Source organism: Alkaliphilus serpentinus (assembly GCF_009017255.1).
Lineage (GTDB): Bacteria > Bacillota > Clostridia > Peptostreptococcales > Natronincolaceae > Alkaliphilus_D > Alkaliphilus_D serpentinus.
This window is the reverse complement of record NZ_WBZB01000083.1, coordinates 1-2,590: the sequence shown is the minus strand read 5'-3', so window position 1 is coordinate 2,590 and position 2,590 is coordinate 1. Positions and strand designations below refer to the sequence as shown.

The window sequence follows — 2,590 nt, the reverse complement described above, 5'->3', positions numbered from 1 at the left end:
GATGAAGGGAAAACAGTAGAAAAGGGTAGCATGAAGGATTTAATTTTAGATAAGGAGCTTCAGAGAAAGCATCTTGGGGCTATTTAGGGTCTATAGCTTATTTGGAGTGTAAAGGAGGATATTATGGATGTATTTATTATGCTACTAATAAATGGCCTTGCAGAGGGGGCATTAATATTCTTAATGGCTTCTGGTCTGTCGATTATTCTAGGACTGATGGGAGTAGTAAACTTCACCCATGGAACCTTGTTCCTTTGGGGTGGATATGTATATATTTGGGCATATAACTATACACAAAGCTTTATTATTTCAGTAATAGCCGCAATGGTGGTTGTCTTTATAATGGGAGCAGTATTTGAAAAACTCTTTGTTAGTAGAGTTTATGGGAACATTCCAGCTCAGATCCTAATTACATTAGGAATTCAAGTGGTATTCACTGATTTAGTCAGGCTCATCTGGGGAGCCACCCCTATAGCCGTTGCGAGACCAGACTTTCTCGCAGGGAAGTGGGTCTTTGGGGGTGCAACAATTGTTCACTATAGGATATTCTTAATTGCCGTTGGTCTACTGGTGGCTATTGGAATCCATCTACTGATTACAAAAACCAAAATTGGAATGGTAATCCGTGCTGGAGTTCAAAGACCTGATATGGTTCAAGCTATGGGAATCAATATTAAAATGTACTTTACCTTTGTCTTTGCCGGTGGAGCAGCTCTGGCAGCTCTAGGGGGAGCCCTATATGCACCCTTAACTGGAAGCATGTCATCAGCGGCAGGTCTTAACAATCAGGTATTGGCCTTTATAGTGGTTGTTATTGGAGGAATGGGAAGCTTTTTAGGCTCTGCCTTTGGTAGTATCTTTTTGGGACTTATGGGAGCCCTAGTGGCTTGGTTTGTTCCCTCCCTATCGGTTGTTGCCAATGTAACCTTGATGGCTTTAGTATTGGCCTTTAAACCCAATGGCTTATTTGGATTGGCGGTGAAGAAATAATGAAACTAAGGATGGAAAAGTCAAGTTTAACCAAAATTCTCTCCCTTGGAGGGTTATTGATAGCCCTTATGGTGGTGCCTCATTTTGCAAAAACCGCAACAGTAACTTTACTTAGTCGTATTTTTATTCTAGCTGTGTATGGTATGAGCTATGATATTTTAAGAGGTTATACAGGGTTTATCAATTTAGGTCATGCCCTATTCTTTGGTAGTGGGGCCTATATTGCAGGGATACTTTTTACGAAGCTAGACAATACCTTGGGAATACTATTATTGGTTGTGGTACTTACAATCATTTATTGTTCTGTAGCGGCCTTTATTATGGGTAAGATTGTTCTAAGGAATGGTAGTGTCATCGCCGCTGCTATGATCACCCTAGCTTTGGGTGAAATTGTACGAAATATGGCAGAGAGATGGAGGAGTGTTACTGGCGGGGCCGATGGTCTTCCCTTCAAGATTCCACCCATTTTTAGAGATCGTATGGCTTTCTACTACTATGCATTGATATTTATGATTCTAATGACATTAATCCTTAGACAGTTCCTGCTATCACCAACGGGAAGGGTGCTGCTAGCAGTGAGAGAAAATGAACAAAGGGCTAGATTCTTAGGCTTTAATACCGATAAGTATAAGATGATTGGCCTCCAGGTGGCTGCCATTAGCTCGGGTCTAGCTGGAGTAATGTTTGGATTATTGAATCGTTTTGCCAACACAGACCTTTTAAGTGTACAGCAAACCTTAAATGCCTTACTCATAACCCTTGTTGGTGGAACAGGAACTCTATATGGAGCCATAGTAGGTAGTGGATTTATCGCTTATGTACAAAATACTTTGTTAAACCTAAGATCGGTACATCCTATTTTTGAAAGATGGTTGCTGTTCTTCGGTGCAATGTATGTAATTGTTGTACTATTTATGCCTTCAGGTTTTATTGGCCTTTGGAATAAGCTTATTGCTGAAAGAAAGACTAAAAAGAAGATGACTACTAACTTATATATCATGTGTATGCAGTTGACTTAAGGGGAATGGGAAAATCAACATATAATAGATCCTTTAATTCTTTAAAGGAGTTGGCTGAAGATATTAAGGATTTCATTGATCAAAAGTTTTTAGATAACCTTGTTGTAGTTGGATGGTCCACCGGTGGAGGAGTTGCCATGGAGTTGGCGTTATCCTATCCAGAGGTGGTAGATAGGCTGGTGCTTATATGCTCCGTTTCTTATAAGGGGTATCCAATATACAAAAAGGACCAACAGGGCCAACCTATCATTGGAGAGGTCTATGAAACCAAAGAAGAAATGGCCCAGGATATAGCACAGGTGGTGGTACCTCTAAAGGCCATAGAAAATAAAGATTATGAAACAATGGCTCAGATCTGGAACGCCTTAATCTATGTTCATAAAAAGCCATCTGATGAAGATTATAGGGCCTATTTGGACGCAACCTTTGATCAAAGGAATCTTATCGACATCGACTGGTCTTTATTAACCTTTAATCTAGAGGATAGAATAAAAAATCTGAACGTACCAGTATTGGCCTTAAGGGGAGATAGCGACTTAGTGGTTACAAAGGATATGGTAGAAGAAACGGTGGAAGCTATT

Annotated in this window: 3 protein-coding genes; all 3 read left to right on the top strand. The window is 40.1% G+C overall.

The annotated features are described in order from the left end of the window. The first annotated feature begins 123 nt into the window (after window positions 1–123). A complete protein-coding gene (locus F8153_RS15870; RefSeq protein WP_151867337.1) occupies window positions 124–990 on the top strand; it encodes a branched-chain amino acid ABC transporter permease in 867 nt (288 codons plus the stop codon). Continuing rightward, entirely contained in the window at window positions 990–2,009 is a 1,020-nt protein-coding gene (locus tag F8153_RS15865) for a branched-chain amino acid ABC transporter permease (protein ID WP_151867336.1), read from the top strand. Before F8153_RS15870 ends, F8153_RS15865 begins: the two co-directional genes overlap by 1 nt. Window positions 2,010–2,014: 5 nt before the next feature. Continuing rightward, window positions 2,015–2,590, top strand: a 576-nt coding sequence (locus F8153_RS15860) for an alpha/beta fold hydrolase (RefSeq protein ID WP_151867335.1), incomplete at its 3' end; no start/stop codon positions are given.

What these genes read in the sequence shown, in the direction of transcription:
- F8153_RS15870 (WP_151867337.1), top strand. Translation starts at nt 124, where the DNA reads ATGGATGTATTTATTATGCTACTAATAAATGGCCTTGCAGAGGGGGCA.
- F8153_RS15865 (WP_151867336.1), top strand. Translation starts at nt 990, where the DNA reads ATGAAACTAAGGATGGAAAAGTCAAGTTTAACCAAAATTCTCTCCCTT.